Genomic DNA, 24,582 nt, shown 5'->3' on the forward strand with positions numbered 1-24,582 from the left:
TTTGAACGGGCCGCTCGAGCACGCCGAATTCACTCACACCCTCTATGAGCATCCGCCACCTCGACCAGCTTCTGTCACCACGCTCGGTCGTGGTGGTTGGCGCTTCCAACCGCTCTGGCAGCGTCGGCGCGACCGTCTGGCGCAACCTCCGTGCCGGCACGTTTGCTGGCCGTGTTTTCGGCGTCAACCCCAAGCACGCCGAGCTCGACGGCGTGGCGCTGGCAGGCCGCATCGGCGACCTGACCGAAGCGCCCGACCTGGCCGTGCTGTGCACGCCGCCCGACACGGTGCCCGGCCTCATTGCCGAGCTGGGCCAGTTGGGCACGCGCGCCGCCATCGTCATGACCGCCGGCCTGAACGCTGTTCAGAAGCAGGCCGCGCTGGACGCCGCCCGGCCGCATCTGCTGCGCCTGCTCGGCCCCAACTGCCTGGGCCTGCTGTCGCCGCGCATCGGCCTGAACGCCAGCTTTGCCCATGTCGACGCCTTGCCCGGCGACATCGCCTTCGTGTCGCAGTCGGGCGCGCTGGTCACGGCGGTGCTCGACTGGGCGCGCTCGCGTCGCATCGGCTTCTCGCACATGGTGTCGCTGGGCGAGCGGGCCGATGTGGACTTCGGCGACCTGCTCGACCACTTCGCCAGCGACCCGCACACGCGGGCCATCCTGCTCTACATCGAGTCCATCGAGTCGCCGCGCAAGTTCATGTCGGCGGCGCGCGCGGCGGCGCGCAACAAGCCGGTCATCGTGGTGAAGGCCGGCCGCGCGGGCAAGGGCCTGCAGGCCGCTGCGTCGCACACGGGTGCGCTGGCGGGGTCGGACGTGGTCATCGATGCCGCCATCCGCCGCGCCGGCATGCTGCGCGTGGATACGCTGCAAGACCTGTTCATGGCGGCCGAGACGCTGGCGCATTTCCGCGGCAGCCCACAGCGCGGCCTGACGCTGATGACCAACGGCGGCGGCGCCGGTGTCATGGCGGCGGATGCCGCCTCGCTGGCCGGGGTCGAGCTGCCGCCGTTGAGCGAGGCACTGCGCGGCAAGCTCGACGTCGTGCTGCCGCCGACCTGGTCGCGCGGCAACCCCGTCGACATCATTGGCGACGCGCCGGTCGAGCGCTACACCGCCACGCTGCGCGCGCTGCTGGACGACCCCGGCACCGGCACGGTGCTGTTCATGCACGCGCCGACGGCCATCGTGCGCAGCGAGGACATTGCGCTGGCCTGCGCGCCGCTGGCCCGCGAGGCAGCGGGCCGGCTGATGAGTTGCTGGCTGGGCGACGCCGGCGTGGCCGAGGCGCGGCGCACCTTTGAAGGCGCGGGCGTGGCCGGCTACGACACGCCCGAGGAAGCCGTGCGCGCCTTCGCCATGCTGGCCCGCTACGCCAGCAACCAGGCGCTGCTCACCGAGGCGCCCACCGCCAGCGAGGCCGGGCCGGCGGACCGCGCAGCAGCGCGCGCCGTCGTCGAGGCGGCACTCGCCGATGGCCGCGAGATGCTCGACGAGCTGGAGGCCAAGGCCGTGTTGCAGGCCTACGGCATCCCGGTCGTGCCGACGGTCGCGGTGGGTCCCACCGCTGACGAAGCGGTGACAGCCGCAGTCGCCATCGGCTACCCGGTCGCGCTGAAGATCCTGTCGCCCGACATCAGCCACAAGTCGGACGTGGGCGGCGTGGTGCTGGGCCTGAGCGACGACGCGGCCTTGCGGCTGGCCGCCCGGCAGATGCTGGCGCGGGTGCGCTCGATCAAGCCGCTAGCACGCATTGCCGGCTTCACGGTGCAGGCCATGGTGAGCCGGCCGCATGCGCAGGAGCTGATCGTCGGCGCCAGCGTGGACCCGGTGTTCGGCCCGGTCATCCTGTTCGGCCAGGGCGGCACGGCGGTGGAGGTGATGGCCGACCGCGCCATCGGCCTGCCGCCGCTGAACCGCGTGCTGGCCCGCGAGCTGGTGGCCGGCACACGCGTGGCCAAGCTGCTTGCCGGCTACCGCGACCATGCGCCCGCGCGCATGGACGCCATCTGCGACGTGCTGGTGACCGTCTCGCAGATGCTGGCCGACCTGCCCGAGCTGGCCGAGCTGGACATCAACCCGCTGCTGGCCGACGGCGACGGCGTCATTGCGCTGGACGCCCGCCTGCGCGTCACCCCTGCGGCCAGTGCCGGGACATCGCGCTTCGCCATCCAGCCCTATCCGGCTGAACTTGCCGAGACCTGGACGTGGCAGGGCCGGCAGCTGCAGGTGCGCCCGATCCGGCCCGAGGACGAGGCGCGGCACCTCGCCTTCGCCGGGCAGCTCGCACCCGAGGACATCCGCCTGCGCTTCTTCAGCATGCGGCGCGAACTGCCGCGCAGCGAGCTGGCCCGCCTGGTGCAGATCGACTACGACCGCGAGATGGCTTTCGTCGTGATTGAGGCGCAGGCCGACGGCACGCAGTGCACGCTGGGCGTCGTGCGCGCCGTGGCCGATCCCGACAACGTCGAGGCCGAGTTCGCCATCATCCTGGCCACCGAGCTGCAAGGGGAGGGCCTGGGGCAACGGCTGCTGGACAAGATGGTGGGCTACCTGCAAGGCCACGGCACGCAGCGCCTGGTGGCGCTGGTGCTGCGCGAGAACGTAGGCATGCGCGAGCTGGCGACGCAGGGCGGGTTCAGGCTCGACAAGGCCGGGTCTGACCATGAAACCCTGCGTTATGTGCTGGACCTGATTTGAAACGTTGAACAGTCTTTCGGCCCAGCACGAGGAGTCCCAATGCAGATCATGGTTCTAGGTTCGGGTTGCAGCAAATGCCGCAGCACCATCGCGATGATCGAGCGGGTGGCGAAGGAGCAGGGCGTCGAGGTCGAGATCATCAAGGTCGAGGATCACGAGGCGATCCAGAGCCATGGCGTCAGCGCGACGCCGGCGGTCGTCATCGACGGGCGGGTCGTGCACAGCGGCGGGCTGCCCTCGCATGCCGAGGTGCAAGCCTGGCTGACGCTGGCCGCGCAGGCGCCGGGCTTCCTGACCCAGGCCACGCGGCACCTGTTCTTCACCGGCAAGGGCGGCGTCGGCAAGACCTCGCTGTCCACCGCCGCCGCGCTGACGCTGGCCGACGGGGGCAAGAAGGTGCTGCTGGTGAGCACCGATGCGGCTTCCAACCTCGATGAAATGCTGGGCGTCGAGCTGCGCAACACGCCGACGCCGGTGCCCGGCGCGCCGGGGCTGTCCGTGTTGAACATCGATCCCGACACGGCGGCCGAGTCCTACCGGCAGCGGGTGCTCGCGCAGATGGGCGCTGGCGCCAGTGACGCCGAACTCTCCACCGTGCGCGAGCAGCTGTCCGGCGCCTGCACCACCGAGATTGCCTCGTTCGACGAGTTCGCCGCGCTGCTGTCCGACAAGGACGGGCGCTTCGATCACATCGTCTTCGACACCGCGCCGACCGGCCACACGTTGCGGCTGCTGAGCCTGCCCAAGGCCTGGAGCGGCTTTCTCGACGGCAACGACCGGGGCGCCTCCTGCCTGGGCCCGCATTCGGGGCTGAAGATGCAGGAGGAGCGCTTCAAGGCGGCGCTGGAAGCGCTGAGCGACCCGGCCCAGACCACCGTCATCCTGGTGACGCGGGCGGACAAGGGCGCGATCAATGAAGCCGCGCACACCTCGGCCGAGCTGCATGAGCTGGGCTTGCACAACCAGCGGCTGGCCATCAACGGCGTGTTCCACGCCAGTGAGCGCAGCGACGCCGTGGCCTGCGCCATCGAAGGCCTGGGGCAGCAGGCGCTGGACGCGATGCCCGCATCGCTGCGTGCGCTGCCGCAGGACCGGGTCCGGCTGCGGGCCTTCGACACGGTCGGCCTGCCCGCGTTGCGCGCACTGCTGACCACCGATGCCGGCCCGGTCGCGCCGCCCACGGCTGCGGTCGTGGAAGCCAGCGGCAAGCTCCCAGGCCTTGACGCGCTGGCCGACGAACTGGCCGCCGCCGGGCACGGGCTGATCATGGTGATGGGCAAGGGCGGCGTCGGCAAGACGACCGTGGCGGCGGCCCTGGCCCTGGGGCTGGTCGAGCGCGGCAAGACCGTGCACCTCAGCACCACCGATCCGGCGGCCCACCTGGCCTCGACGCTGGCCGGCGACGTGCCGGGTTTGAGCGTCAGCCGCATCGACCCCAAGGTCGAGACGCAGCGCTACATCGACAAGATCATGGCCGCCAAGTCACCGAAGCTCGACGCGGCCGAGCAGGCGCTGCTGCTGGAAGACCTGCAATCGCCCTGCACGGAAGAGGTGGCCGTCTTCCATGCCTTCTCGCGCATCGTCAGCGAGGGCCGCAGTGCCTTCGTCGTGCTCGACACCGCGCCCACGGGCCATTCCATGCTGCTGATGGACGCCACCGGCGCCTATCACCGCCAGATGATGCGGGAGTTCGAGGGGCCGGGAGCGGCCCGGGTGGTGACACCCTTGATGCGGCTGCAGGACGGCACGTACACCAAGATCATCCTGGTCACGCTGCCGGAGGTGACGCCCGTGTCGCAGGCGGCTGCGCTGCAGGACGACCTGCGCCGCGCTGGCATCGAGCCCTATGCCTGGGTGCTGAACAAGAGCGTGCTGGCGGCTGGAACGCGCGACCCCTTGCTGGCAGCGCGGCTTGCGGGCGAACGCAAGCAGATGGCACGCATGGCCAATGGCCTGGCCAGGCGCCTCTTCACGCTGCCCTGGCTGACCGTGCCGCCGATCGGATTTGCCGAGTTGTCCAGGCTGGTCGCCAAGGCATCGAACGCTGAAGCAACCACGCCTGAGCCTTTACCAGCCGGCTCCAACTGACGACACCGCACAGGGGAACCCAATGGAATTCAAGGACTACTACGCCACGCTCGGGGTGCAGCGAGACGCCACCCAGGACGAGATCAAGCGGGCCTACCGCAAGCTGGCACGCAAGTTCCACCCCGACGTCAGCAAGGAGGCGGATGCCGAATCGCGCTTCAAGGATGTGGCCGAGGCCCATGAAGCCCTGATCGACCCCGAGCGCCGTGCGGCCTACGACGACATCAGCCAGCGCCACGCCCGCGGCGAAACCTTCGAGCCGCCCCCGGGTTGGGACAGCGGCTTCGAGTTCAGCGGGCGGGGCGGCGCCGGGCCCGGCGGGCAGCAGGCGCCCAGCGCCGAGGACTTCAGCGCCTTCTTCGAGTCCATCTTCGGGCGCGGTGGGYCGGGCGCACGGCCCGCTGCAGGCGGCCGCCGGCAGGCGCCCGGCAGCGACCACCACGCCAAGGTGATGATCGACCTGGAAGACAGCTATCGCGGTGCACGCCGCACGATCTCGTTGCGCGTGCCGGTGGCCGACGCCCAGGGGCATGTCGCCCTGCATGACCGCCAACTGGAGGTCAACATTCCGCCCGGCGTGCGCGAGGGGCAGCACCTGCGCCTAGCGGGCCAGGGCGGCCCTGGCCACGGCGGCGAACCTGCGGGCGACCTGTACCTGGAGATCGCCTTGAAACCGCATCCGCAGTTCCGGATCGATGGCCGAGACGTGTATGTCGACCTGCCGGTGTCGCCCTGGGAAGCCGCGCTGGGCGCCACCGTCGCAGCGCCCACCCCCTCGGGTGAGGTGCACCTCACCATTCCCACCGGCTCCACCCAGGGCCGCAAGCTGCGCCTGAAGGGCCGCGGCCTGCCGGCCAAGCCGCCGGGTGACCTGTATGCCGTGCTGACGCTAACGCTGCCGCGCGCGGACTCCGACGCGGCCCAGGCGGCCTATGCCGCGCTGCGGGTGGCGTTTCCGGACTATGACCCGCGCGTCGCGCAGGAAGGATGACAACCATGGCCGACAACTCAAGTGATGTGATCGACGCTGTCATCGTCGAGGAAGAGATCGTCTTCAGCCTGAGCGGCCTGTGCCAGGCCGCCGGCGCGAGCCCGGCCCAGGTGCTGTCGCTGGTCGACGAAGGCGTGCTGCAACCCGAGGGCGACGCGCCGCAGCACTGGGCCTTCACGGGGCCATCGCTGCGCATGGCGCGCACGGCCTTGCGTCTGAACGCCGACCTCGCCCTCGGCACCGCTGGCGCAGCCCTGGTGCTCGACCTGCTGGAGGAGATCAATGCCTTGCGCGCCAGGCTGCGGCGCGCCGGCCTCGAATGACGCGTTGCCCCGGCGCGCACCCGACCCAAAGCCCGACAGTCTCCTATACCCCGCACTTGCGCAACAGGTCGCCCGGCAGTTGATGGCCACCGATGCGCTCGGCGCCCACACCCGCGACGAACTCGGCATCTCGGAGGCCGTCAGCGCCAGGCCCTTGCAGGCGGCGTGGGCCTCGGCAGCCGCATTCACGGTCGGGGCCGGACTGCCCCTGCTCAGCGCCTGGCTGGCACCGGCGCAAGCCCTGGTGCCGATCGTCGGCGCCACGTCGCTGCTGTTCCTGGCGCTGCTGGGGGGCTGGCGGCCTACACGGGCGGCGCCCCAATCGCACGCGGCATCGTGCGGGTGACGTTCTGGGGCGCGCTGGCGATGGCGATCACGGCGGGCGTCGGCAAATCGTTCGGCGTGGCTGCTTGACAGGATGAAGCGCTGCCAGCGCCCCGCCGGCCCGACGAGCGCGCCATCGACGCGCCCATGCTGTGGGGCGTGGTGTGGACGGGCCTGACGATGGCGCTGGCCACGCTGGCCACGCTGGCGACGATTTGACCTCTATCTGCCTGGCGGCCTGATTGCAGGGGAGGGCGACCTCACCACCGCGCGCACGGCCGGCTTCACGGTGCTGGTGCTGGCGCAGCTGTTCAACTGCTTCAACGCCGGTCAGAGACGGCCAGCGCGTTTCGTAACCTGTTCGTCAACCGCTGGCTGGGGGCGCGATTGCGCTGTCGCTGGGGTCGCAAGTGGCGGTGGTTCACTTCCCGCCGCTGAACCTGGCCTTTGGTACGGCACCGTTGAGCTTGCAGCAGTGGGCGGTGTGCGTGGGATGGCGAGCAGCGTGTTGTGGGTGGGGGAGATGCGCAAGGGGGTGATGCGGGTGGCGGGGGGCGGCGGCTGGGCGGTGACTGCCGCCATAGCGCTGGAGGGTGCGTCGACTTCTGGAAGCGGTCATTTGGCATCCTTAAATAACCGGCAGCCCATGAATCAAAGCAGGTGTATCCGGAGTTTCCTGAATCACCTTCAAGTGGACGGTCAATGTTGAGGCCTGGCCGAACTCATTGGTACCCGTGAAATGCACCCCTAGCAACGTCTTCAACCCGATATCCTGCCCTTCGTGACGACAACCAGGCGACAGGATGAGCGTACAGATCACCAAGGCGGTACTAAAAGACTTTTTGAGCAGCGCTGAAACTGACGTCTTAGCGTTAACGGGAGCTTGGGGCACTGGCAAGACCTACGCTTGGCGCGAGGCATTGCTGGCACACCAGGGCGACATCAAATTCAAACAATACTGCTATCTCAGTCTCTTCGGCATCAACAGCATGACCGAGTTACGAATGGCGTTGTTCACCAAGTCGGTCGCGGTGGCCACCCTCGGTAAGAAGCTCGACCTAGAAACAATCAACGAACACTGGGGCTCGATTACAAAGGACTGGTTAAAGGGGCGGTTCGACAGATTTAGCCCGATGATGAAAAGCCTGCCCCATGGCAGCAGCGTCTCGCTGGGGCTGGAAGCGCTAGCCCCCAGCGCGGTCCGCGACACTCTGGTGTGCTTTGACGACTTCGAGCGCCAGAGCACAATCAAGGCCGAGGACGTGCTGGGACTGATCACCGAGTTAAGCGAGGAACGTGGCTGCAAGGTCGCCCTCATCTTCAACGCCGAACAGCTCGGCGCAAAGGATGCATACCGCTCCTACCGAGAGAAAGCGATTGACTTCGAGGTGCTGTACGCGCCGACGGTTCAGGAGGCATTCGACCTCGTGTTTGATCCTACTTTCCCAAACCGCGATCTCGTCTTGCGTAATGTCGTCGATCTTGGCATCACAAACGTGCGGATCCTACGGAAGCTTCACCAGTTGATCAGGCGAATAGTGGCTGCCATCGGAGGCATGCACTCCAATGTCATCGAGGCCTCCATTGCGACCACTGTATTGCTTTGCTGGTGCGCGTATGCCCCCGACGTATCGAAGCCAAAAATTGAGGATATCGAGAGCTGGAACAAGGCCCTAGTCTCATTCAAGAAAGAAGCCGAGCAAGATCCCGTCACCTTGGCCTGGGTGCAGCGGCTGAAGGCCTACGGCTTCACACACGTTGGTGACCTTGATTTGGCCATTGCGCATATCGTCGAACAAGGCTACGTAGAAGGTACAGCCTTTGTCGACGTTGCCAAGAAGCTAGACGAAGATCAGCGCCGCAATGAGATGTCCGTGCCATTCATCGCGGCTTGGCGTCGTTTCCACGACTCATTTTCAAACGACCAGGAAGCATTCATCGCGGAGCTATATGACGCATCGCTGCACGCGATAGCCCACATCAGCAGTGGCGATCTCAACGGTACCGTCCGGCTGCTGCGCGATCTGAAGCGAGACGACCTTGCCGACACTTTGATCGACAAGTTTGTCGATGCGAACAAGGCCAAGCCCTCGACTTTTGATTTGAAAGAGCACCCCTTTGGCGGAACGATAGACGACACCAAGCTGCGAGCCACGTTCGATGCCGCTCATTCGGGACTCACACAGCTGCCAGGGTTGGAGGAGGCAGTCACCTTTATGGCCAAAAACAGTGGCTACAACCCCGAGCACATCGCAGCAATGACGAACGCTTCTGTCGATGAGTACCACGCCATGTTTCTTAAGCAGCACGATGACGTCAAGTTGTCGAACCTAATCAAGTGGTCATTGCGGTGGGCAGAGAGCGACCATCCTGAAATCACGGCCAAAGCAAGGGAGGCGCTCGAGCGCATCAAGGCTACGAGTTTGTTGAACGCCATCCGAGTAGGCAGATATGGCGTTTAAACGGGTACCTCAGCGCAGCCAGCGGCTTGGTTCAGCTCGGGCCGCGGCTGTTTGTCGTTGCCGACGACGAGCACACGCTGGCCGTGTTTGACGTCTCAGGCGAGCGCCCCGGCCAGTTGCATCGGCTCTTCGGCGGCGAACTGCCCGACAAGCCCAAGGCCCGCAGGGCCGCCAAGCCCGACTGGTGCTGGCCCAGCTATTCAACCTAGATCCGGCAGTTGACCGCTCACTACTCATCGAAAGTCTCGATGCATCAACACCTTGCGGGTTCGGCGACGCTCACCACTTCGGTGAGCAGCGCTTCACGCCCGCTGGTCTGGCGCTTCGAGCCGCTGGCCGCGTTGCTTCTCCTCGTGGGCAGGAGCCCACTTCGTCGGCGCGCCTTGCCAACGGCCCGCCTCGCCAGCCCCTCGGGCGCGCCCAACTACCGGATCTAGGTTCAACTGCTTCAACGCCCGATCAGAGACGGCCAGCGCCTTCCGCAATCTCTTCGTCAACCACTGGCTGTGGGGCGCGATCTTGGTATCGGCGCTGCTGCAGGTGGCGGTGGTTCACTTCCCGCCGCTGAACCTGGCCTTCGGCACCGCGCCGCTGAGCCCGCAGCAGTGGGCCGTCTGCGTGGCCATGGCCAGCAGCGTGCTGTGGGTGGGTGAGCTGCGCAAGGCAGTGATGCGGGTTACAACGGGCCCGCCTCCAGCGCATCGGCGGCATCACTGAACTGCAGGTCGTCAATGTGCTGACGCACCAGTTCGAACGTGCCCTTGCTCAAGAGCCGTTGCAGCTGTGGGGCGAGACCATTGAAACGTTCGATCGCCGACATGCTTTGCTGGCGCAGCAGGCCGACGAAATCGGCCAGGACCTGCGGCTCGAGGCTGTCGCCGCCGGTGGCCGCAGAAGGATCCTCGGCCTGGGCCGGCGCTGTCACGAGCAACGGCGCCACACATTCCCCCAGCCGGTGCAGCTTGATGGCAAGTCGCGTCGCGAGATCGCCGAATCTCTCGACGTTTCCTGCGGCACAAGCCGTCTCCGCCTCGCCCGCCAGTTGATGGATCTCCCTGGCTCCGAGGGTACCCGCGCTGCCCCTCAGTTTGTGCATGCGGCTGGCATGAATGGCGAGGTCGATCGGGGCTTGCGCTGCGATCGGAATTGAGATGTCCGGGAACTCGTCGAGCAGCCGCTTGAGCATCAATTTGAACAAGCCGAAGTCATTGCTCAGGCGTTCGCGCACGTCCAACCCGTCGATCCCCTCGATCTCCGGCCACGGCTGCGGCAGCGAATCCGGCGCCGACGTGTCGGGCGAGTCAGCAATCAGGTGCACGGGCCGGCCGTTCACAGGTGCAACGCGGCGCAGGATGCTGGCCACCAGGGACCGCGGGTCGAACGGTTTGACAAGGTAGTCGTCCATTCCGGCCGCCGTGGCGCGTTGTCGCTCGCTGCTCAGCGCACCGGCAGTCAGGGCGATGATCGGCAAGTCCGCCAGGTGCAGTTCGAGGCGGATTCGCCGGGTGGCGTCGTGGCCGTCGAGTACCGGCATCTGCACATCCATCAGCACCACGTCGATGGCGTGGGGCTGGGCCTCAAGAAGGTCGAAGGCTTCCTGTCCATTGTTTGCGAGCAAGACCTTCGCACCCTCGAGTTCGAGAATGCGCTTCGTCACATCCAGGTTGATGTCGCTGTCGTCGACGACCAGCACACGGATGTCCAGCAGCGCGCGTTCACCGGCTGCGGCGGGAGGCGCCTCCAGCCGCGCCACCGCATCCGGCGAGGCGAGCGCAAAGTCCAGCACGACGCTGAACACGCTGCCGACGCCGGGCGTGCTCTCCAGGTTCACGTGCCCGCCCATCAGGTTTGCCAATCGCTTGACGATAGACAACCCCAGCCCGGTGCCACCGAAGCGCCGTGTGATCGACGCATCCGCCTGGGCAAACGGCGCGAACAACTGCGTCTGAACTTCGGGCGCGATGCCGATGCCGGTGTCTTGCACGGCAAACGACAGCGTCGCATGCTGGGCCGTGGCGGCAAGCATCCGCACGTGCAGCTCGACACTGCCTTGCTCGGTGAACTTGATCGCGTTGGACAGCAGGTTGGTCAGGATCTGGCTCAGGCGCGTCGCATCGCCCTCCAGCACCACCGGCAGCTCGTCCTCGACGACGATCTCGAAGGCGACGCCCTTGGCCTCGGCCTGCACCGCCATCACGTCGCTCAGCTCCTTCAGCAAACTGCGCAGGCTGAATGCGGTGTTCTCGACGATCAACTCGCCGGCTTCGATCTTCGACAGATCGAGCACGTTGTTCAGCACCACGAGCAGCGACTTGCTCGCGAGCTTGACCTTCGCCAGAAAGGCCACCTGCTCCTCGTCCAGCGAGGTCTCCCCGAGCAAATAGGTCAGGCCGATGACCGCGTTCATTGGGGTGCGGATCTCATGGCTCATGTTGGCGAGAAACTCGCTCTTGGCACGATTGGCCTGTTCGGCCTTTTGCGTTGCGTGACGCAGCGATTCCTCGTACTGCTTGCGCTCAGTGATGTCGCGCGCCGCCGCGAAGACGCCTTGCAGCTGCCGGTCGCGGTCATGAAAGGTGGTGGCGTTGTATGACACCACGGTGAGCTTGCCGTCCCTGGCGCGCACGGTGAGTTCGTAGTTGGTGACCTTGCCCTCGGCCAGCACGCGCTTGATGCCTGCTTCCGCCCGGTGTGGCGCGGTGAAGTAGTTCTTGAACGGCGCGCCGATCAGCTCGTCGCGCGTGCAGCCGGTCAGGGCCTCCGTCTGCTTGTTGACGTCGGTGATGATGCCGCGCGGGTCGGTCGTCATCAGCGCGTCGATGTTGGATTCGATCAGCGAGCGCGTGTAGAAGTGCTGGTCGCGTAAGCGCTGGTCGAGCTTCTGGCGCTCCTCTTCGACCTGCTGGCGGGCGGTGTTGTCGGTGCCGATCAAGAGGTAGCCAATGATGGCGTCTTGCGCGTCGCGCAGCGCAGTCACCGACACCACCGCTCCGAAGCGGCTGCCGTCCTTGCGGATATAGGTCAGCTCGTAGATGTCCTCGATGCCGCGCGAGGCCTTGAACACCAGCGCCTCGAAGCCGGGGGCGATCGGGGTTTCGAGTTCGACGCTCAGCGCCTTGGCCCGCTCAATCAATTCCGGCGGGTCGGAGATGTCTGCCGGCGTGATCTTGTTCACCACGTCAGCGGCCGTGTAGCCCAGCATGCGCTCGGCGCCGACGTTGAAGATCTGGATCACTCCCTTCGCGTCGGTGGCGATGCTCGAGAAGTTGGCACTGTTGAAGATCGCGTTCTGCAAGGCGCCGGCCTTCAGCAGCGCTTCTTCGGCGCGCTTGCGCGCGGTGTTGTCGGTGCCGATCAGCAGGTAGCCAATGATGGCGTTCTGGGCGTCGCGCAGCGCAGTGACCGACACGACGGCCGGCAAGCGGCTGCCGTCCTTGCGGATGTAGGTCAGCTCGTAGATGTCCTCGATGCCGCGCGAGGCCTTGAATACCAGCGCCTCGAAACCCGGCGCAATGGTGGTCTCGAGTTCGACGCTGAGCGCCAAGGCGCGCGCGATCACCTCCTGTGGGTCGGAGATGTCGGCTGGCGTGATCTTGTTCATCACGTCGGCGGCCGCGTAACCCAACATGCGTTCGGCGCCGACGTTGAAGATCTGGATCACACCTTTCGCGTCGGTGGCGATGCTGGAAAAATTGGCGCTGTTGAAGATCGCGGATTGCAGGGCACCGGCCTTGAGCAGCGCCTCTTCCGCCTGCTTGCGGGCCGTGTTGTCGGTGCCGATCAGCAGGTAGCCGATGATTCGATCTTCGACATCGCGCAACGCCGTGACTGACACGACCGCCGGGAAGCGGCTGCCGTCCTTGCGGATGTAGGTCAGCTCGTACATGTCCTCGATGCCGCGCGAGGCCTTGAACACGAGGGCTTCGAAGCCCGGCGCGATCGAGGTGTCGAGTTCGACACTGAGCGCTTCGGCACGCGCGACCAATTCCTGCGGGTCGGAGATGTCGGCCGGCGTGATCTTGTTCATCACGTCGTTGGCCGAATAGCCCAGCATGCGCTCGGCGCCGACGTTGAAGATCTGGATCACGCCCTTCGCGTCGGTCGCGATGCTTGAGAAGTTGGCGCTGTTGAAGATTGCACTCTGCAGTGCGCCCGTCTTGAGCAATGCCTCCTGGCGCCGGACCTCGTTGAGGTACTCCACGGTGCCGTCGACGGGATTGGGAAGGGTGGGGGTATCGCCGGCGATTCTGGGCATGGGCAACCTTGTTGAGAGCGTGATCAATCAGCCGGACGGGAATGCGGTGCCGAGGAGTGCGCCGTGCTTCAGTTGCTCGGAGTCGTGACCGGCCGGAGGGCGGCGTGCCTCGCGCACCCCCTGCGGCGCATCCACGTCACAGATGTCCAGCAGCATGGCCCGGGCCCGGCCGGCGCGCTTGGCGCAATACATGGCCTTGTCGGCAGCGCGCACCAGGTCAAGCGGGGAGTGGCCCCTGCCAAGACCAGCGGCGCGAGAGTCGGCCGAGGGCTCTGCCCAGCACTCGCTCGCGTTGTCGTAGCAGGCGACGCCCACGCTGACGGTGACGTGGCATGCGGCCGACGAGGCGTCGTGACGGATGGTCAGCGCTTCGACGGCATTCAGCATGCTGTGGGCCACGTGCTCGGCGCCCAGACGCGATGTCTGCGGCAGCAGCACGACGAATTCCTCCCCGCCGTAGCGCGCAACCAGATCCGCCGGGCGCACGCTGGTGCTCGCCAGGGTCTGCGCGACGGCCCGCAGGCACACATCGCCCGCCGGATGACCATAGTGATCATTGAATGACTTGAAGTGGTCGACATCGATCATCAGCACGGCCAGCGGGTCACCGGCCCGCCGGGCGCGGCGCCATTCATGCGCCAGCGCGTCGTCGAAACCCCGCCGATTGGTGACACCGGTCAGCACGTCGATCGTCGCGATCCGGCGCAACTCGTCGGCGATGTGCTTGACACGCAGCTGGGTCTTGACCCGCGCCACGACCAACGGTGCGCTCACGGGCTTGGCGATGAAGTCGGCCGCGCCAAGCTCGAACCCAGACAGTTCGAATTCGGGCTCGCTGTGGCTGGTCACGAAAATCACCGGCACGTCCTCGAGTCCCGGGTCTGCCTTGAGCGCTTCGAGAATCTCGAACCCGCTCATGCCGGGCATTTCTGCATCGAGCAGTACCAGATCGGGCGCCGACTCTCTCGCAAGTCGCAGCGCATCCTCCCCGCTGGTCGCGAAGCGCAAGTTGCCCACGTCCGCCAGCATATGACTCAGCAGACGAATTGCGGATGGGTCGTCGTCGACCAGCAGGATGTTGTCGCTCATGGACCGTCGTTGACGTCGTGCGAAACGGCGTCACCCGCTCGAAGAGCGGCGTTTGATGATGCGTGGTTGATGGTGTCTTCACCGGGGTCGGGCGCACCGGGCAGCGAGATGGTGAAGCAGCTTCCCTGACCCGGCTCGCTCTCGACGCGCAACTGACCGTTCATCGCCTCCACGAACTGACGCGTGATCATCAGCCCAAGGCCTGCGCCGGGCGTCGAGCCCAGCTGTCTGCCGAGGCGGTTGAAGGGTTCGAACAGGTGCTGGCGCTGCAACGCGTCCATGCCGAAGCCGTTGTCGCTCACGGCAATCGCGACCGCTTGCGAATCGCCGGTCACCGCTATCCTTGCCCAACCGCCGGGCCGGTTGTACTTGATGGCGTTCGTCAGCAGGTTCAACAGGCACTGGTGCAGCCGTCCGACGTCGGCGGCGCAGCGGGCGGGTGCCGACGGGAGCGGGCATGTCAGCGTCACGCCGGCCCGCTGCGCCAGCGCCGAGACCGCCTCTGCGGCGTCTTGCGCGCACCGGGCGGCGTTCACTGGGCGCAACTCGACCGTCAGCTTGCCGGTCTCCAAGCGGCCGAGGTCCATCACGTCGCGCATCAGGACTTCCAAGTGCTTGCCGCTGGCCAGGATCTGCGTCAGGCGCTGTGCCTGGACCGCAGACATCGGGTGCTTCTCATCGGCCGCCATCAGCTGGGCGAAACCGAGCATGCCATTCAAGGGGTTGCCCATCTCGTGGGCGATGTAGGACAGCATCAGCGTCTTGGTGCGGCTGGCCGTTTCGGCTTCGATGCGCGAGCGTGATTCGGCCTCGAGCCGATCACGGTCGCTGATGTCGCGCAGCATCACGGTGGTCAGGCGGTCCGGACCTTCGCCAACCCGCGACACCGACATCTCGGTCGGGAAGCATTCACCGCTCGCACGCGTGACCGTGGTGCGGACCGGGGCGTTCTGAGCTTGGTTGTCAATCAACGCAGCCTCGCCCAACAGCGCTTGCATCGGCGACCCGATGGCCTGCTGGTGCTCGACGGCGAACATGCGGCAAGCCGCAGCGTTGATCAACACCACCTTGTCGTCGGCATTGCAGGTGACGATGGCGTCCGATGCGGCGCCGACGATGTCTGCGACGCGCGCATCACCCACGCGCTGCAGGTGTTCGCGCACCGACTCCAGCTCGGCATCGGTGCGTCGCTTCAGGTCGAGCAGGTTGCGCACACGTGCCTGCAGAACAGCCCGGGTGTAGGGCTTGGCGATGAAATCTGCCGCACCGAGATCGAGCGCACGCATCTCGCTGCGCGGATCGGAGAACCGGGTGATGAAAGCGATCGGCACGTGCCTGAAGGCGGCTTCCGCCTTGAGCGTCCTGCACACGTCGAATCCGTCGATACCCGGCATGTGCGCGTCGAGCAGGATCAGGTCCGGCAGCAGGCGACGCGCGAGGTCCAAGGCTTCCTCGCCGTTCTTGGCAAAGTAAAAATCGCCCATTGCGGCCAGCGTCTTGCGCAGCACGTAGATCGATGCAACGTCATCGTCGACGACCAGCAGTCGCGGAGTCTGCGTGCCTGGCGGCGGCGGCGCGGCACCCGATGCGAGGCTGTCGCGTTGCAGATCCTCGATCAGCAGTTTGGTGCGCAGGTGCGCACGCACGCGGGCTGTCAACTGGACCGCGATCAGCGGCTTGGTGACGAAATCGGACCCGCCCTTGCGGAAGGCCGTGACTTGCAGCAGGGTCGTGGGGTCGTGGCTGGTTGCGAAGATGACAGGGACATCAGCCAAGACCGGGTCGGCCTTCAGCGCCTCACACACGTCGAGCCCGGTCATGCCAGGCATGTCGACATCCAGCACGATGAGATCAGGGGTCAGCTCACGTGCCAGCCGCAGTGCGGCTTGGCCTGATGTGGCGAAGCGCTGATCGGGGTACTCCGACAACATCCGCGCCATGACCTGGATCGCGGACGGGTCGTCGTCGACCAAAAGCAATCGAACCTCACGCGGTGCCATCAGAGCCTTTCAGGTTCGTGTGCGGTTCGCCGCTCAGTATGGGGTTTAGCGATCGATCCGATCACCTGAACTGCCGACCATTCATCGGTTTGCGCTCGAGATTTCGTGACGAAATGTGCACATCGAGCCCTTCATCTGGAACACAGGACTGGTGTCGGGACGCGTGTGGAGGTAGGCGGTGGACGTCATCGAGCTGATGCACACCCTTCCAAACGCGCCCCAGCTGGCGTCCCCACCTCAGCCTGGCGTCGATGCTGCTCTCCGGGCACGACTAGCATCGCCGGCACGCTTGCCGGAGTTTTGCCATGCTGGAGGTCCGAGTCATCCGAACACTGTCCGTCGAGACGGACGCCGCTCTGGGCCACCTCAGCGCAGCCAGCGGGTTGGTTCAGGTGGGGCAGCGGCTGTTTGTCGTTGCCGATGACGAGCACACGCTGGCCGTCTTTGGCTTGTCTGGCGACCGCCCCGGCCGGCTGCACAGGCTCTTCGACGGCGAACTGCCTGACAAGCCCAAGGCCCGCAAGGCCGCCAAGCCCGACCTGGAGGCGCTGGCCCGCTTGCCGCCCTGGGCGGGCTGCCCGCAAGGTGCGCTGCTGGCCTTGGGTTCCGGGTCCCGGCCCCAACGCCAACGCGCGGCGCTGCTGGCGTGCAACGCGGCGGGTGAGCTCCATGGCGCTGTCCGTGAGATCGATCTCTCGCCCTTGTACGCACCGCTGCACGCCCGGCACGAGGGCCTGAACATCGAGGGCGCCTTTGTCGCGGCAGGCCGCTTCTGCCTGCTGCAGCGGGGCAACCAGGCCAGCCCGGTCAATGTGCTGATCAGCTACGACTGGCTGGCGATCCAGGCTTGGCTGGACGGCGCGGGGCAGGCGCCCGAGCGGGTGTCGAGCACGCCGTACGAACTGGGTGACATCGACGGCGTGCCGCTGTGCTTCACCGATGGCGCGGCGCTGCCAGGTGGGGGCTGGGTGTTCTGCGCGGCGGCGGAGGCCACGGATGACAGCTATCTGGACGGCCCGTGCCGAGGGTCGGCCGTCGGGGTCGTGGCGGCGGATGGGCGCTTGGTCGGCATGTGGCCGCTGTCCTTGCGCTGCAAGGCCGAGGGCATCGCCGTGAACGTCGGGAAGGGCGCCCTGCAACTGTTGCTCGTGACCGACCCGGATGACCGCGCCACGCCGGCCTTGCTGCTGTCGGCGAGCCTGGGGCTGCCGGCCTAGGATGCGTGCCTGCCCGACTCAACTTCGCCAGCCATGTCCTTCAAGACCGCCACCGTCGCCGCCGCACTGATCGCTGCCACCGGCCTGGCCCAGGCGCAAGCCGCCGATGCGGCCGATCCCGTCGCCACCCTGGTCAAGCACCTGGAGCTCGAGAAGTACAAGGCCACCATCAAGGGTCTGACCCAGTTCGGTGACCGTCGCCAGGGCACCGCGCGCAACCGGGCGGCGCTGGACTGGATCGAGGCGCAGTTGAAAAGCTATGGCTGCACGAACACCGAGCGGTTGCAGTACTCCTTCACCGAACCCGCCAAGCGCACACCGGCCGCGCCGCGCGGCCCGCTGGCCGGTGGCCCGGCGGGGCAGGGCGGCAGCACGCTGTTCGGCAAGCGAGCGCCCATCGGCGTGAATACCGACCCGCTGGCCCAACCCGACGAGCGCCTGCGCAAGCTCAATGCCGAGCCGACGCCCGAGGGCACTTCGCTGCGCGAGAACGTCTACTGCACCAAAGTCGGCACCACCCGGCCCGACGAGATGTACATCGTCGGCGCGCACATGGACGGCATCGGCTGGGGCGAGGCGGCAAATGACAACGGCTCAGGCACGGCGCTGGTCATGGAGCTGGCGCGCATCTTCAGCCTGCCCGGCGTGACGACGGAGCGCTCCATCCGCTTCGTGCTGTGGAACAACGAGGAGACCGGCCTGAACGGCGCCTATGCCTATGTCGAGCAGCGCAAGGGGCTGCAGGGCATCGAATCGCCCAAGGGCTCAGGGCTTTACCCGGAGCCGAAGTGGCTGGGCATGATCCAGCACGACATGATGATGTTCGACCACGGCATGCCGGTCCCAAAGCTGGACGCGGCGGGCAAGCCAGTGCTCGATGCCAAAGGCCAGCCGGTCTACGCGCCGCCGAAGGAGCAGCGTGCCGAGGCCGACGTGAACATCGAGTATCAGTCCACGTCCAAGCATGCGGACGGCGCGGCCAAGCTGGCCTGGCACTTCCGCGCTGCGAACGACAAGTACGCGACGAACTACCCAGCGGCCGTGGGCTTTCACATGACCAACACCGACTCCACACCTTTCATGGACGAGGTACCGGCCATCTCGCTGCGCGAGAACGAGCGCGGCCAGCAGATCGGCGCAGGCTGGAACCCGCATTGGCATCAGCCGACCGACCTGTTCGTGAACTACTCGGACAAGGATTTCCTGCTCGGCCTCAACGCGGCGCAGACAACACTCGCAGCTGTCGCGCAACTTACAGGAGTGAAGGTCAAGCCCTGACCCTGTGATGTCCTGCCGCCCGCATTCGCGGGGATGTAGTTTTGTTGCATATGGATACAGTTGCGGTCATTGCGCGGTTGCGGAAACGTATTCACGTGCTGGCATAGATGTCGCAGGGCCAGGTGTAGTCAGCACCGGCGCCCCAAGCGCACGTAGGGAGGAGCGAGGTTGTCCGAATGGTTTCGGACGACCGTTCTGGGTTCATCGATGGTGGACTCATCCTTCCCGATGTCGTGCCGACAAGCAGGTGCATGGCGCTCTTCGCAGCGCCATGCGGCCTTCCGGTGCGGTGTCTATCGACTGCTGCAACGTGGAATCAAATACTGCTCTCGCCCCGTTCTATACCGAGGCGTCCCATCCGGCGTCGGATGGGGCGCGCGAACCTGCCGTGCGCGACGCCGCCGATTTGCTGGTCGATGCATTGGCCGCGCTGGGCGTCGAATATGTGTTCGGCGTCCCGGGCGGCGCCATCGAACCGCTCTACAACGCCCTGGCGCGCAGCGCTCGCCGCGGTGGCCCACAGGCCGTCGTGGCCCGCAACGAACAAGGTGCGGCTTACATGGCCGACGGCTATGCCCGCGAGACCGGCCGCATCGGCGTGTGCATCGCCACCTCGGGGCCGGGTGCCACCAACCTGATCACCGGCGTGGCCTGCGCCTATGACAACAACGTGCCCATGCTGGTCATCACCGGCCAGCCGCCGATCAAGAACTTCGGCAAGGGCGCGCTGCAGGAATCGAGCTGCACCGGCATCAACACAATGGCGATGTTCCGCCCCTGCACGCGCTACAACTCGCTGGTCTCGCACGCCGAGCAACTGCCCACCAAGCTCTTCAACGCGCTGATGCAGGCGCAGCGGGCCCCCAGCGGCCCCAGTCACCTGTCCATCCCGGTGGACATCCTGCGCGAGCCTCTGCCCGACGGCATGGAAACGCCGGACTTCGCCGGCCTGCTGCGCCGCGCGCCAGCCATGGTCGACCTGCCCTCCGTGCGCCAGCTCGCGCGCCTGCTGTTCTCGGCCCGCCAGCCCGTGTGGCTGATTGGTGATGGATGTGGCGATGCCGCCAACGAATTGATGCAGCTGGTGCAGCTGACCGACGGCAGCTTCATCACGACGCCCGACGGCAAGGGCTTCATCAACCCGCGTCACCCGCGTTTTCGCGGTGTGTTCGGCTTTGGCGGCCACGCCAGCGCGGCCGAGCTGCTGTCGAGCGAGCCCGATCTGGTCATCGCCCTGGGCACGGGCTTCGGTGAGTTCAACAGCGGCGGCTGGTCGGCCGCGCTGCTGAACAGCCGCCTCGTCCATGTGGACGACAGCGACGAGAACCTGATGCGCTCGCAGATGGCGCGGCTGCATGTGCGCGGCCACATCAAGTCGGTGTGCGAGCAGCTGATGACGCTGCTGGCCCCGTCGCAGAACGGTCCGGAAGGGCAACTGCTGCCCTTCATGCATCCGCAGGTGGCGCGCCAGGCCTACGAGGCCATGGTCGACAACCCGCAAGCCATCCACAGCGACAGCGCGCCGGTGAAGCCGCAGCGCCTGCTGGCCACCCTGAGCGAGCGTTGCCCGCCGCAGACCCGTTTCGTCGCCGACGCCGGCAACAGCGCCGCCTGGGCGGTGCACTATCTGGCGCCGCACGACCAGCGCGCCCGCATGCCGGGTGGTGCCTATCTGCCGGCCGGCAAGGAAAGGCGCTCGCGCAGCTCCAGCTGGCTGCGCGTGACGATGGACTTCGCGCCCATGGGTTGGGCCATTGGTTCGGCGGTGGGCATTGCGATGGCCAACCGGCGCTGCCCGGTCGTCTGCCTGACGGGGGACGGCAGCTACCTGATGAATGGCCAGGAGATCACCGTGGCCGCCGAGCTGGGTCTGCCTGTGCTCTATGTCGTGCTCAACGACGGCGCGCTGGGCATGGTCAAGCATGGCCAGCGCCTGGCGGGTGCGGAGCCCATCGGCTTTCAGCTGCCCAAGGTCGATTTCGCCATGATGGCCATGGCCATGGGCATCCCGGGGCACGTGATCCGCTCGCCGCAGGACCTGGACGCGCTGGACTTCGACGCGCTGCTGTCGCGCCAGGGGCCGACTCTGCTGGACATCCGCATTGATGGCGAGGAAGTGCCGCCGATGAATCTGCGCATGAAGACGCTGGGTACGGCGCGATGACAGCGCTGCAGCGAGTGCACACGCGCATCTGGCTGGAGGAGCCCGAGCCCGGCAACGCCTTCGCCACGCGCGCCGCCTACTGCCACGGTTATGACGTCTATGGCGAGATGCTGGGGCGTGCGCGTTGGGTCGAGATGCTCTTCCTGCTGTTCCGCGGTGAAGCGCCCGAGCCCGCGCAGGCTGCGTTGCTGGAAGACCTGGCACTTGCGCTGGCCAATCCGGGGCCGCGCGACCCGTCGGTGCATGCGGCGATGTGCGCCGGCACCGGTGGCTCGACCGCCGCCGCCAGCCTGATGGCCGCGCTGGCGGTGGGCGCCGGCCAGCAAGGCGGTGCGCGCGAGGTCTTCCATGCGATGCAACTCTGGCAGCGCTGCGGCACCGACCTCGCGCCGTGGACGCAGGCACTCCGCCAGACCGACGCTGGCGTGGCCAGCATCTGGCCCGAATGCGATCACCTGCCGGGCTTCGACGCGCACGCCGAGCGCATGGCGCCCCTCGCCCAGCAACTGCTGGCCCACCTGGCGCGCAATACCAGGAGCCTGCGCAGCGCCTGGCTGGCAAGCCAGCAGCCGGCGCTGGAAGCCGTGGCGGGCATGCCGCTGGCCATGACGGGCGTGGCCGCCGCCGCCTTGACCGACCTGGGCTTCACGGCAGAGCAGGGCGAGATGCTTTACCTGCTGCTGCGTCTGCCCGGTGCCGCCGCGCATGCGCTGGAGCAGCGCGGCATCGGCCCCAAACAGTTCCCGTTCTTCGAGCTGGACCTGCTGAACGACCCTGCCGAACAGGTGGCCGCATGAAGCCGTTGGCAACACGCGCCGGCAAGGCCTTTGTCGGCACCCGTGCGGTCTTTCTTGGCCATGACCTGCACGAAGACCTGCGGCACGCAGACTGGGTCGAGCTCTACATGCTGTCGATCACCGGCCGGCGCTTCGACGAACCGGCGCTGAAGCTTCTGCACGCGATGTGGGTCTGCACCAGCTACCCCGATGCGCGCCTGTGGAACAACCGCGTCGCGGCGCTGGCAGGCAGTGCGCGCAGCACGCCGGCGCTGGGCATGTCGGCCGCGCTGGGCATGTCGGAGGCGACCGTCTACGGCGGCCATCCCTGCGTGCGGGCGATCGACTTCCTCATCAAGGCGCAGCGCGGCGTCAGTGCGGGTGAACCGCTGGCGGACATCGTGCAGCAGGAGCTGGCGCAGCGGCGCATCTTTGGTTACGGCCGCCCCATCCACTCGACCGATGAGCGCCTGCCCTGGCTGCTGGGCATTGCCCGCGAGCTGGGGCTGGCCGGCGGACCCCACCTCGCCCTGGCGCACGAGGTTGAGCGCTTGCTGGTCGCACGCGATGCGCGGCTGAAGATGAACTATGCGGCTTTCACCGCGGGACTGGCCGCGGACCTGGGCCTGTCGGTCACCGAATTCCACCACTTCCAGGTGCCGATGCTGCTGGCGGGCATGACGCCCTGCTATATCGAGGCTGCCGAGCGCCCCGCGGGCGCGCTGTTCCCGCTGTCCTGTGATCACATGGCCTATGAGGGCGCGCCCAAGAGGCGCTGGCCTGGAACTCAGAACTTGTAGCTGGCTTGAGCTGTCAGCGAGCGCCCCGCCATGGGCAGGTCGTTGGCAATGCCGGTGCTGGGCAGGCTGGGTTCGCGCACATCGGCGTTGAGGGCGTTCAGCAGCGCGAGGGACAGCTCCCAGCCTGTCTTGGCAAGTGCGGTCCTGAGGCTCAGGTCCAGCGTCGTGTAGCCGGGCAGGTTGGGGCGGGCATCGCCGTAGACGCGCACGCGGTCGCCCACGCGGTTGACCCGTCCGCTGAGGGTGGAATCACCCACGAATGACCAGTCGAGCCGTGCATTCAGGTGGTGGTGCGGGGCATAACCGGCGTCGGTCCGGTTCAACTCGTCGATGGAGCGCTGGTAGGCATAGTTGCCGGTGAAGCGCAGATCGCGCCGCGCATCCCACACCCACTCGACCTCGGCGCCGGTGCCATGCTGCGAGCCGGCATTGCGGAAGGTCGCGCCGGGTGCGGGCGCCGGGTTGGAGGTGGTCTTGATGATGTCCCCCATGGCATAGCGGAAGACATTGAAGTTCAGCTGCAGCTCCCGGCTGGCATGCCACTGCAGCGCGGCTTCGACTGTACGCATGGTCTCGGGCCGGATGGCCGCATTGCCGCTGGCCACCGGGTTGACGCCGTATTGCTCGTTGAACGACGGCGCCCGGAACGCGCTGCCGTAGAGCAGCTTGGCGGTGAGGTCCAGGCTGGCGTCCCACACCAGCGCGACGCGCGGGTTGGTGGTGCGGCCGAAATCGGAATAGCGGTCCTGCCGCACGCCGGCCGTCAATGTCCAGTCCCTGGCGAAGCTCCATTCGTCCTGGATGTAGGCGTAGTCGACACGGCGCTGGTGAGGCGCCAGGAAGGAGTCGTTCACCGGCGCCTCGATGAGCTGGCCGCCGGGTGTGGGAACCGGCACGCCGGTGAGAGGCCCCGACGTGATGACGTTGAAGTTCCTCAACTCCCGGGTGCGGTAGAGATTCAGGTCGTCGTGACCGAGACCGATGCGCCAATGATGGCCGGCCCAGCCGCTGTAGGTGAGGGCGGTGGACAGGCGCGCCTGCCGCTCCCAGGTGTTGGGTGAGCCGAACACGCCGTTCGGGAATGAGCCGCCAAAAGCCCCGGGCGGGAACAGTTGGACGGGCACGGAGAGCTTTTGCGTGTAGTGCAGATAGCTGGCGTTCACGCTCAGCCGCCACCCCGACGACAGGTCGACATCACTGAGACCCGTATCGAGTTCGGCGCGTTGCGATCCCATTCGCCCCACGGGATCGAGGGCGCCGGCGATGCCCGCGCCTGTGCCCACGTCGCGGCGGTCCTTGTAGCCGGCGTGCAGCCGCCACTTGCCGTAACCCAGCTCCAGGCCGCCATCGACGGCGTGATAGCCCGTGCTGACGGGGCCCGGCGCCAGGCTGGCGTGGGTGCCGAACACGGCGTCCAGGCCGGTCTGGGCGTCCGACTCGACGATGCGCCTGAAACCATCGCTGCGCCCGACGCGCAGGAAGGCGGCCAGGTCAAGGGCGCCCAGTTTGCCGCCATGCTGCAGCCAGGCGTCCCGGGTGCTGAAGGAGCCGGCGCGCAGGCCCAGCTCGGTGCCTTGGATGTCCTGTGCGCTCTTGGTGATGATGTTGATGACGCCCGAATAGGCGTCGGCGCCATACAGCGCCGAGCCTGGGCCGCGGATGATCTCGATGCGCGCGATGTTCTGCAGCGGCAGGCCGCCCCAGATGACGCCACGGCTGCCGACATACAGCGTGGTCATGGGCACGCCGTTCTGCAGCATCAGCACCTGAGGATTGAAATCGCTGGCCACGCCGCGGATCAGGTACTGCGGCGAATAGGCCCCGGTGCTGCGGCTCACGTGCAGGCCCGGCACGGTCTCCAGTACCTCGTCCAGGTCGGCGGCGCCCATGACGGCAATGTCCTGGGCCGTGATGACGGTCGCCACGGCAGGCGCGCGGCGCAGGGTCTGGGCCGTACCGGTGGCGATGCTGATGGTGGTCTTGTCGCCGTAGACCTGGGCCAGTTCTTCCTCTTCGCTGGGCCCCTGTGCGAGGGCAGGTGACGACGCGGCCGTCAGGCAGACGCCGCCGAGGATCACCAAGCCAAAGAAAGGTCTCATTGCCAGCGTCTCCG

16 protein-coding genes and 2 pseudogenes are annotated in these 24,582 nt (G+C 66.9%); 14 read left to right on the forward strand and 4 right to left on the reverse strand.

Features of this window, described 5'->3' with window-relative positions; all coding sequences use genetic code 11:
- The first annotated feature begins 44 nt into the window (after window positions 1-44).
- The 9 genes and pseudogenes from ACXJLH_RS24985 to ACXJLH_RS25025 form a co-directional block, all read left to right on the forward strand.
- On the forward strand, window positions 45-2,702 hold the full coding sequence (locus tag ACXJLH_RS24985) for a bifunctional acetate--CoA ligase family protein/GNAT family N-acetyltransferase (RefSeq protein ID WP_457446991.1): 2,658 nt from the start codon (window positions 45-47) through the stop codon (window positions 2,700-2,702).
- Window positions 2,703-2,741: 39 nt separating this feature from the next.
- Window positions 2,742-4,790 (forward strand): arsenical pump-driving ATPase, encoded by a 2,049-nt coding sequence (arsA, locus tag ACXJLH_RS24990; protein ID WP_457446993.1) that lies wholly within the window; start codon window positions 2,742-2,744, stop codon window positions 4,788-4,790.
- A 22-nt stretch (window positions 4,791-4,812) separates the two neighbouring features.
- The gene (locus ACXJLH_RS24995; RefSeq protein WP_457446995.1) at window positions 4,813-5,781 is read left to right on the forward strand and encodes a DnaJ C-terminal domain-containing protein; all 969 of its coding nucleotides are present in this window, start codon (window positions 4,813-4,815) and stop codon (window positions 5,779-5,781) included.
- 5 nt (window positions 5,782-5,786) lie between these two features.
- On the forward strand, window positions 5,787-6,104 hold the full coding sequence (locus ACXJLH_RS25000) for a chaperone modulator CbpM (protein ID WP_457446997.1): 318 nt from the start codon (window positions 5,787-5,789) through the stop codon (window positions 6,102-6,104).
- 43 nt (window positions 6,105-6,147) lie between these two features.
- Window positions 6,148-6,518, forward strand: a pseudogene (locus tag ACXJLH_RS25005) (VIT1/CCC1 transporter family protein); the annotation flags it as partial.
- 326 nt (window positions 6,519-6,844) lie between these two features.
- A complete protein-coding gene (locus tag ACXJLH_RS25010) occupies window positions 6,845-6,967 on the forward strand; it encodes a hypothetical protein (RefSeq protein ID WP_457447074.1) in 123 nt (40 codons plus the stop codon).
- Between the two features lie 264 nt (window positions 6,968-7,231).
- Complete coding sequence (locus ACXJLH_RS25015) at window positions 7,232-8,890, forward strand: hypothetical protein (RefSeq protein ID WP_457446999.1); 1,659 nt, start codon at window positions 7,232-7,234, stop codon at window positions 8,888-8,890.
- A complete protein-coding gene (locus tag ACXJLH_RS25020; protein WP_457447076.1) occupies window positions 8,878-9,099 on the forward strand; it encodes a DUF6929 family protein in 222 nt (73 codons plus the stop codon). The genes ACXJLH_RS25015 and ACXJLH_RS25020 overlap by 13 nt, the downstream gene beginning before the upstream one ends.
- Window positions 9,100-9,337: 238 nt before the next feature.
- Window positions 9,338-9,607 (forward strand): annotated as a pseudogene (locus ACXJLH_RS25025) (cation transporting ATPase C-terminal domain-containing protein); the annotation flags it as partial.
- On the opposite strand, the gene ACXJLH_RS25030 reads toward ACXJLH_RS25025, so the two are convergent.
- The 3 genes from ACXJLH_RS25030 to ACXJLH_RS25040 are packed head-to-tail and all read right to left on the reverse strand — an operon-like array spanning window position 9,567 to window position 16,234.
- Window positions 9,567-13,145: a PAS domain S-box protein gene (locus tag ACXJLH_RS25030; protein WP_457447000.1), complete on the reverse strand. Its 3,579-nt coding sequence runs from the start codon at window positions 13,143-13,145 to the stop codon at window positions 9,567-9,569. The pseudogene ACXJLH_RS25025 and the gene ACXJLH_RS25030 overlap by 41 nt on opposite strands.
- A 27-nt stretch (window positions 13,146-13,172) precedes the next feature.
- Window positions 13,173-14,234 carry a diguanylate cyclase gene (locus ACXJLH_RS25035; protein ID WP_457325068.1) on the reverse strand — a complete coding sequence of 354 codons (1,062 nt, stop codon included), beginning with the start codon at window positions 14,232-14,234 and terminating at the stop codon, window positions 13,173-13,175.
- Window positions 14,231-16,234 (reverse strand): response regulator, encoded by a 2,004-nt coding sequence (locus ACXJLH_RS25040; RefSeq protein ID WP_082532583.1) that lies wholly within the window; start codon window positions 16,232-16,234, stop codon window positions 14,231-14,233. The genes ACXJLH_RS25035 and ACXJLH_RS25040 overlap by 4 nt, the downstream gene beginning before the upstream one ends.
- Window positions 16,235-16,539: 305 nt before the next feature.
- Here ACXJLH_RS25040 and ACXJLH_RS25045 point away from each other — a divergent pair, with 305 nt between their 5' ends.
- The 5 genes from ACXJLH_RS25045 to ACXJLH_RS25065 all read left to right on the forward strand — a co-directional run bounded on the left by ACXJLH_RS25045 (window position 16,540) and on the right by ACXJLH_RS25065 (window position 22,469).
- The gene (locus tag ACXJLH_RS25045) at window positions 16,540-17,451 is read left to right on the forward strand and encodes a DUF6929 family protein (protein ID WP_457447002.1); all 912 of its coding nucleotides are present in this window, start codon (window positions 16,540-16,542) and stop codon (window positions 17,449-17,451) included.
- Between the two features lie 33 nt (window positions 17,452-17,484).
- Window positions 17,485-18,729 (forward strand): M28 family metallopeptidase, encoded by a 1,245-nt coding sequence (locus ACXJLH_RS25050; RefSeq protein WP_457447003.1) that lies wholly within the window; start codon window positions 17,485-17,487, stop codon window positions 18,727-18,729.
- A gap of 310 nt (window positions 18,730-19,039) precedes the next feature.
- A complete protein-coding gene (locus ACXJLH_RS25055; protein ID WP_457447005.1) occupies window positions 19,040-20,893 on the forward strand; it encodes a thiamine pyrophosphate-binding protein in 1,854 nt (617 codons plus the stop codon).
- Window positions 20,890-21,690: a citryl-CoA lyase gene (locus tag ACXJLH_RS25060; RefSeq protein WP_457394102.1), complete on the forward strand. Its 801-nt coding sequence runs from the start codon at window positions 20,890-20,892 to the stop codon at window positions 21,688-21,690. The genes ACXJLH_RS25055 and ACXJLH_RS25060 overlap by 4 nt, the downstream gene beginning before the upstream one ends.
- Window positions 21,687-22,469, forward strand: a complete 783-nt coding sequence (locus ACXJLH_RS25065) for a citrate synthase family protein (RefSeq protein WP_056196054.1) — start codon at window positions 21,687-21,689, stop codon at window positions 22,467-22,469. The genes ACXJLH_RS25060 and ACXJLH_RS25065 overlap by 4 nt, the downstream gene beginning before the upstream one ends.
- Here ACXJLH_RS25065 and ACXJLH_RS25070 read toward each other — a convergent pair.
- Window positions 22,457-24,568: a TonB-dependent receptor plug domain-containing protein gene (locus ACXJLH_RS25070; RefSeq protein WP_457354954.1), complete on the reverse strand. Its 2,112-nt coding sequence runs from the start codon at window positions 24,566-24,568 to the stop codon at window positions 22,457-22,459. The genes ACXJLH_RS25065 and ACXJLH_RS25070 overlap by 13 nt on opposite strands.
- Window positions 24,569-24,582: the final 14 nt, after the last annotated feature.

This window comes from Roseateles sp. P5_E4, from assembly GCF_054049255.1.

What these genes read in the sequence shown, in the direction of transcription:
- arsA (WP_457446993.1), top strand. Translation starts at nt 2,742, where the DNA reads ATGCAGATCATGGTTCTAGGTTCGGGTTGCAGCAAATGCCGCAGCACC.
- ACXJLH_RS25045 (WP_457447002.1), top strand. Translation starts at nt 16,540, where the DNA reads ATGCTGGAGGTCCGAGTCATCCGAACACTGTCCGTCGAGACGGACGCC.
- ACXJLH_RS25065 (WP_056196054.1), top strand. Translation starts at nt 21,687, where the DNA reads ATGAAGCCGTTGGCAACACGCGCCGGCAAGGCCTTTGTCGGCACCCGT.
- ACXJLH_RS25060 (WP_457394102.1), top strand. Translation starts at nt 20,890, where the DNA reads ATGACAGCGCTGCAGCGAGTGCACACGCGCATCTGGCTGGAGGAGCCC.
- ACXJLH_RS25040 (WP_082532583.1), bottom strand. Translation starts at nt 16,234, where the DNA reads ATGGCACCGCGTGAGGTTCGATTGCTTTTGGTCGACGACGACCCGTCC.
- ACXJLH_RS25030 (WP_457447000.1), bottom strand. Translation starts at nt 13,145, where the DNA reads ATGCCCAGAATCGCCGGCGATACCCCCACCCTTCCCAATCCCGTCGAC.
- ACXJLH_RS25070 (WP_457354954.1), bottom strand. Translation starts at nt 24,568, where the DNA reads ATGAGACCTTTCTTTGGCTTGGTGATCCTCGGCGGCGTCTGCCTGACG.
- ACXJLH_RS25015 (WP_457446999.1), top strand. Translation starts at nt 7,232, where the DNA reads ATGAGCGTACAGATCACCAAGGCGGTACTAAAAGACTTTTTGAGCAGC.
- ACXJLH_RS24985 (WP_457446991.1), top strand. Translation starts at nt 45, where the DNA reads ATGAGCATCCGCCACCTCGACCAGCTTCTGTCACCACGCTCGGTCGTG.
- ACXJLH_RS25035 (WP_457325068.1), bottom strand. Translation starts at nt 14,234, where the DNA reads ATGAGCGACAACATCCTGCTGGTCGACGACGACCCATCCGCAATTCGT.
- ACXJLH_RS25000 (WP_457446997.1), top strand. Translation starts at nt 5,787, where the DNA reads ATGGCCGACAACTCAAGTGATGTGATCGACGCTGTCATCGTCGAGGAA.
- ACXJLH_RS25050 (WP_457447003.1), top strand. Translation starts at nt 17,485, where the DNA reads ATGTCCTTCAAGACCGCCACCGTCGCCGCCGCACTGATCGCTGCCACC.